The sequence below is a fragment of the Clostridium sp. UBA5119 genome (assembly GCF_002414285.1).
Taxonomy (GTDB): domain Bacteria; phylum Bacillota; class Clostridia; order Clostridiales; family Clostridiaceae; genus Clostridium_J; species Clostridium_J sulfidigenes.
Window position 1 is genome coordinate 55955 of sequence record NZ_DHYX01000048.1, and the last position, 6015, is coordinate 61969.

At 29.7% G+C, this 6015-nt stretch carries 7 protein-coding genes; all 7 read left to right on the top strand.

What is annotated here, in order from left to right:
- Positions 1–100 precede the first annotated feature (100 nt).
- Positions 101–715 (top strand): response regulator transcription factor, encoded by a 615-nt coding sequence (locus B2671_RS06955; protein ID WP_346869754.1) that lies wholly within the window; start codon positions 101–103, stop codon positions 713–715.
- Between the two features lie 143 nt (positions 716–858).
- The gene (locus tag B2671_RS06960; protein WP_346869755.1) at positions 859–1782 is read left to right on the top strand and encodes an ABC transporter ATP-binding protein; all 924 of its coding nucleotides are present in this window, start codon (positions 859–861) and stop codon (positions 1780–1782) included.
- Positions 1775–2539, top strand: coding sequence for an ABC transporter permease (locus B2671_RS06965; RefSeq protein WP_346869756.1), 765 nt, complete (start codon positions 1775–1777; stop codon positions 2537–2539). Before B2671_RS06960 ends, B2671_RS06965 begins: the two co-directional genes overlap by 8 nt.
- Before the next feature lie 188 nt (positions 2540–2727).
- The gene (locus tag B2671_RS06970; protein WP_346869757.1) at positions 2728–3630 is read left to right on the top strand and encodes a HAMP domain-containing sensor histidine kinase; all 903 of its coding nucleotides are present in this window, start codon (positions 2728–2730) and stop codon (positions 3628–3630) included.
- 235 nt (positions 3631–3865) lie between these two features.
- Positions 3866–4654 (top strand): molybdate ABC transporter substrate-binding protein, encoded by a 789-nt coding sequence (modA, locus tag B2671_RS06975; RefSeq protein WP_346869758.1) that lies wholly within the window; start codon positions 3866–3868, stop codon positions 4652–4654.
- A 130-nt stretch (positions 4655–4784) separates the two neighbouring features.
- Positions 4785–5450 (top strand): molybdate ABC transporter permease subunit, encoded by a 666-nt coding sequence (modB, locus tag B2671_RS06980; RefSeq protein ID WP_346869759.1) that lies wholly within the window; start codon positions 4785–4787, stop codon positions 5448–5450.
- Between the two features lie 73 nt (positions 5451–5523).
- A partial coding sequence (locus tag B2671_RS06985; RefSeq protein ID WP_346869760.1) for an FAD-dependent oxidoreductase occupies positions 5524–6015 on the top strand: 492 nt, incomplete at its 3' end.

Consider the following 6015-nt stretch of genomic DNA (forward strand, 5'->3'; position numbering starts at 1 on the left):
TTTTTTACTCTGTTTATCTATAGTTAATTATGTGATATAAAGTATATAGAGAATATATATGTAAGTTCCATTACGATACTAATAAAGAGGGGTGTTATATATGGAAGAAAGAATATCTATTTTAGTAGTAGAAGATGATGTAGATATAAATGGATTACTATGCAAAATTCTTAAAAAACAAGATTATGAAGTGAGCAGTGCATATTCAGGTAGTGAAGCTAGAATGTGCATTAACATGTATAATTATGATTTGATTCTTTTAGATTTAATGTTACCAGGATTAACTGGAGAAGAGTTGATAGGAGAAATCAGAAAATCAAAAACTATGCCAATTATTATTATCTCTGCGAAAACTGAGATTTCAGATAAGGTAAAGCTGCTGAAATTAGGAGCAGATGACTATATTACTAAACCATTTGAGATAAGTGAAGTTACTGCAAGAGTAGAAGCCCAACTAAGAAGATATAAAAGATTTAGTAGTTCAGAGGATAAGGGGCAAGTCTTAGCTTATAAGAATTTAGAGCTGGATAAGGAAGCTATGAAAGTCACAGTAAATGGAAATGACCTTACACTAACGGTAAGAGAGTTTTCTATACTAGAGCTTTTACTAACTCATCCTAAAAAAGTATTTACTAGAGAAAACTTGTATAAGAATATATGGAATGAAGAGTTCTATGGAGAAGATAATACTGTAANNGATTTCAAAATTAGATAAGGATACAGAGTATATAAAAACTATTTGGGGTATAGGATTTACTATGGCTGAATAAACTTTATGATTTCTTTAACTTTTCTTAAGTGTTTATTGAGTTTTGAATTTTATAATAAAGACAATGAGAAAAGGGAAAGGTGAGATTTATGGAAGAAAGTATATTAATTACGAGAAATTTAAGTAAATCCTACGGAAAATTTGAGGCAGTAAAGGCTACTAATATAAATATAAAAAAAGGCTCAATATATGGATTGGTAGGAAAAAATGGTGCTGGTAAAACTACTTTATTAAGGATGATTGCAGGCCAAACTATGATAACTAGTGGTGAAATACAATTATTCTCAGAAACTACGGAAAAGGGTTTAGAGATTTCAAGAAAAAGAATAGGAGCAATGATTGAAACTCCAAGTTTTTTTCCATATTTAACGGCGGAGGAAAATCTTGAGTATTATAGAGTTCAAAGAGGAATAGCTGGTTCGGGATGCATAAAACAATTACTTAAAGATGTAGGACTTGAAGATACTAAAAAGAAAAAATTTAAGAGTTTTTCTTTAGGTATGAAACAAAGATTAGGTTTAGCTCTTGCAATGATGAATAATCCGGACTTTTTAGTTTTAGATGAACCAATAAATGGACTTGATCCAATGGGGATTGTTGAAATTCGTAATCTTCTTTTAAAACTAAATGAAGAGAAAAATATTACCATAATAATTTCTAGTCATATACTAAGTGAATTAGCTAGTATAGCAACGGAATATGGCTTTATTGAGAGAGGACACATGGTAGAACAGATTTCTGCAGAAGAACTTAAGGAGAAGTGTAAAGAGTGTTTAGAGATATCAGTAGATAATGCTGAGAAAGCAGCAGTATTGTTAGAGGATAAACTAAATTGTCATGAATATGAGGTATTACCTAATAACATAATTCGAATTTATAAATTTAAAGATACACCTTCTAAGGTAAGCAGTGCAATTGTTAAAAATGGGGTAGAGTTAAATTCTATGAATATAAAGGGAACCAATTTAGAAGAATACTTTGTTTCATTAGTTGGAGGTGTTATCAATGCTTAATTATATAAAAAGTGAATTATATAGAACTACTCATCGTAAATATCCTTATGTTTTAGTTGGAACTTCTTCATTGATATGTATTCTAGTTAATGTATTAGCATTATGGTTTATGAAAGACCAAGCAGCAATTAACAGAATAACAATGCCAGATATGCTAATGATTTCAACAGGTCTTTTTACATTGATTTATTATTCTGTAATTATGATTGTAGATATTGTATTTTCGGATGAACATAAGCATCAAACTTTAAAAAATACAGTATCCTTTGGGATTAATAGAACAAAAATATATTTAGGAAAATTTATTGTAGAAGTGATTGTAGCCACAGTATCTTTAATTATAGTTGCTACTGTGTTAATATTAAGTTCTTATATATGTCTTGGTTTAGGTGGGGCATCTATGGCAGAAACACTTGGTAATTTTGGGAATAAACTCATTGCTGTATTCCCACTTTGGTTAACAGGAATTGCTATTGCAAATTTACTTGCTTTTAATATTAAGAATAATAATATATTTGCCTTTGCTTATCTAGGGGTAGTAGCTATATTTCCAGGAATAATTAAGCTACTAGGTTACTATAAACCTATATTTGCAAAAATACAATCATATTTAGTATCTTACAACATTAAGTTTATAGTAACTCAAGATAGGATTCTTTCTGAGGATATTACAAAATTTTATGTGCTAGGTATAGTATACATCACTTTAATAACGGTTATAGGAATTATTTCCTTTAGAAGAAGAGAGATAAAGTAGGAATTAATTATTTAAATTCACACATATTTAAATATGAAACTATATGAATATAAACCTAGTTAAATATCAATATAGGAATCTAGTAAAATATTAAAATAGTTAACTATTTGTTCTGTTTATGGGGAGTTAAGAAGGTTTCGTTATTTGAAGAAATATATTTAGGGCGTAAGTCTTGGAAGGAGCATTAAATGATATATATAACTATTTTATTTGGTGGTATAGCAGCATTATTTATAGTGCTCTTTCTACTAAATCGCTATAATATAAGCAATATAAATAAGGAATTAAAGAAGCTTAAGAATATAAAAACCAATGAACAATTAAAATTAGCAGCCCCTAATAAAAATATTGAAGAGATGATAGGTGAAATTAATTTTATATTAGAAAAAAGTCAAAATGATAGAATAGCTCATGAAAAGAGTGAAAGTGAATTAAGAAAGCAAATTGCTAATATATCTCATGATTTAAGAACTCCACTTACATCTATTCTAGGTTATGTACAACTAATTAAGGATAAGTCTACTAGTGAAGAAGAAAAACAGGAGTACTTAGATATTATAGAAAAACGCTCTAAGGTATTGCAAAATCTTATTACTAGCTTTTATGATTTATCTAGATTAGAAGCTAATGAATATGACCTAGAATTTAAAAAGGTTAATGTTGAAAGTTTATTGCGTGAAATTGTAGCCGCTTTTTATAATGATTTTATTGATAAAGACTTTAAAGTAGAAGTTGATCTACAAGAAAAATTACCAGCAATAATTGCTGATGAAAATGCTGTAATTAGAATTTTTACCAACATATTTCAAAACGCTTTAAAGCATGGTAATAAAACTATGTCTATATGCCAAAGGCAAGTAGATGGATTAATTATTTCTACTTTTAGTAATAGGGTAGAAAACTTTACACAGGAAGATTTAGAACATGTTTTTGATAGATTTTTTACTGCAGACAGAATGAGGACAGGACAAAATACAGGTCTTGGATTAACTATTGTAAAGAAACTTACAGAAAGTATGGGACATGAGGTTTCTGCTAGTTTAGAGGATGAAGTCTTTACAATTCAGGTTAGATTTAAATTAAATTCATAGTATAAAATATATAAGTTTTAAATAAGAAAAGAACATTCAAGGCTGAGAAAACGGTTTATGAATGTTCTTTTTTATATATAATATATGACTTTAAACTCAATCTTAAAAATCAACCTATTCTATATGAGCATAAAAAGAACATTTTTGTATAAGTAATAAAATGGTTAAAATGTATTTTAAAGTTACACAATAAGATGTATAATTAATACATAAATATGGAAAAGGATGGGATTTTTTGAAGAAGTTAAGAAGTATAATAGTAATTACAATTTTAGCTATGGCTTTTGTTGGATGTTCAAATGGACAAGCTACTAAAGAAGAAAATAATAGTGGAGGAAAAAAAGAAATAATAATCTCAGCAGCGGCAAGTCTTAATGAATCTATGGAGGAAATTAAAAAGATCTATGAAGAAAAAAATAATATAACTTTAACTTTTAACTTTGGGGCATCAGGAGCACTTCAAAAACAAATTGAGGAAGGTGCACCGGTAGATATATTTATGTCTGCAGGAGAAAAGCAATTTAAAGCTCTAGAGGATAAGGAACTTATAGAAAGTGGAAGTAAGAAAGATATAGTAGAAAATGAACTTGTTTTAATTGTTAATAATGAATATAAAGATAAAATAAAAGAGCTAGATGATTTAGACAACCTAGATGGACATATAGCTTTAGGCGAAATAGGCTCTGTACCCGCAGGACAATATGCTGAGGAAGCTTTAATTCACTATAATAAGTGGGACATCATAGAGAATAACATTGTTTTTGCCAAGGATGTTAAACAAGTTGTTAGTTATGTAGAAAGTGGTGAAGCAGCTTGTGGTATTGTTTATAAATCTGATACAGTTAATATAAAAAATTCTGTTGAGGTCACTACTTTCGATACATCAAGTCATAAAAATATCATATACCCAGGAGGGGTAATAAAAACTTCTGAAGTTAAAGATGAGGCTAAAAGTTTTTTAGAGTTCTTAGATACTAGTGAAAGTAAAAAAATACTGGAAAGGTATGGTTTTAAGGTTAATTAATTATTAAATACGGATAATTTATAAGCTTCATAGGAAACAATTGCCTGATGAAGCTTATAAATTATACATGTTATACAAAACAGCATTCCAATAGTATATATAAACAATATAAGATGAGGATGATAAGTATATGATGGAGTCCATATTAACACCAGTGACGATTTCACTTAAAGTAGCTTTTGTTGCCACAGGGATAGTTATTATTTTGGGTATAGCATTAGCATGGATATTTTGTAGATATAGTTTTAAGGGGAAGTCAGTATTAGAAACAATAATACTCTTGCCTATGTGTCTTCCTCCTACAGTAGTAGGGTATGGAATGCTAATAGTCATGGGTAGAAATGGTCCTTTAGGAAAGCTTACTGAAGCTGTATTTGGAGGTACTTTAGTATTTACGTGGCAAGGTGCTGCCATTGGAGCTGCAATTGTGGCATTGCCATTAATGTATGAAAGTGCTAAGGCTGGTTTTTTAAACGTAGATATTACATGTATAGAGGCAGCTAGAATATTTGGTGCCAGTGATAGTTATATATTTTTTTATATAGTATTACCTATGGCTTTTGATAGTATTATCAGTGGAGTTATTTTAGCATTCACTAGAGCTTTAGGTGAATTTGGAGCTAGTCTTATGGTTGCCGGTAATATACCAGGAAAAACTCAAACTATACCAATAGCAATATATTTTGCTATGGAAAGTGGAAATAGAACTCAGGGAAATGTGCTGGTAGCAATTGTAGTTGTATTTAGTTTTATTATGGTATTTGGGTTGAATAGATGGAAGAAGCTTAGAAAATAATGATAAATACTAAGAATAATAGTATAATAATCTAGGTAGATTTTATAGCGCTTTGGGAATAGGAGGGGATTTCATGGAAGCTTTTGACCTAATAGTTATAGGTGCAGGAGTAAGTGGAGTTATGGCTGCGGTAGAGGCCAAATCTAGAGGAGTAAATAGGGTTATTGTAATAGATAGGGATATAGAACCTGGTGGAGCTATGCTTTCATGTATTCAGACAGGTTTTTATTATAAGAGTATAAAAGAAAATTTAGCTGCCCCTGAATTAATATCAGGATTAGTAAAGGATGCCTTAAATTTAGGAGTAATTATTAAGTCTGATACTACAGTTTTGGAAATAAAAAAGAATAAAGAAGTTGTTATGGTAAATAGTAAGGAAGGAATAAAGAATATAAAAGCTAAGTCTATCATTCTTGCCATGGGCTCAAGGGAGAGACCCTTTGGTTATAAAAACATATTAGGTTATGGGTTGGCTGGAATTACCACAGCTTGCTCAACGCTAAAGTATATTAATAGAAAAGGTGTATTACCAGGAAAAAGATGCATTGTATTAGGCTCTGATGAT

What these genes read in the sequence shown, in the direction of transcription:
- B2671_RS06970 (WP_346869757.1), top strand. Translation starts at nt 2,728, where the DNA reads ATGATATATATAACTATTTTATTTGGTGGTATAGCAGCATTATTTATA.
- modB (WP_346869759.1), top strand. Translation starts at nt 4,785, where the DNA reads ATGATGGAGTCCATATTAACACCAGTGACGATTTCACTTAAAGTAGCT.
- B2671_RS06960 (WP_346869755.1), top strand. Translation starts at nt 859, where the DNA reads ATGGAAGAAAGTATATTAATTACGAGAAATTTAAGTAAATCCTACGGA.
- B2671_RS06965 (WP_346869756.1), top strand. Translation starts at nt 1,775, where the DNA reads ATGCTTAATTATATAAAAAGTGAATTATATAGAACTACTCATCGTAAA.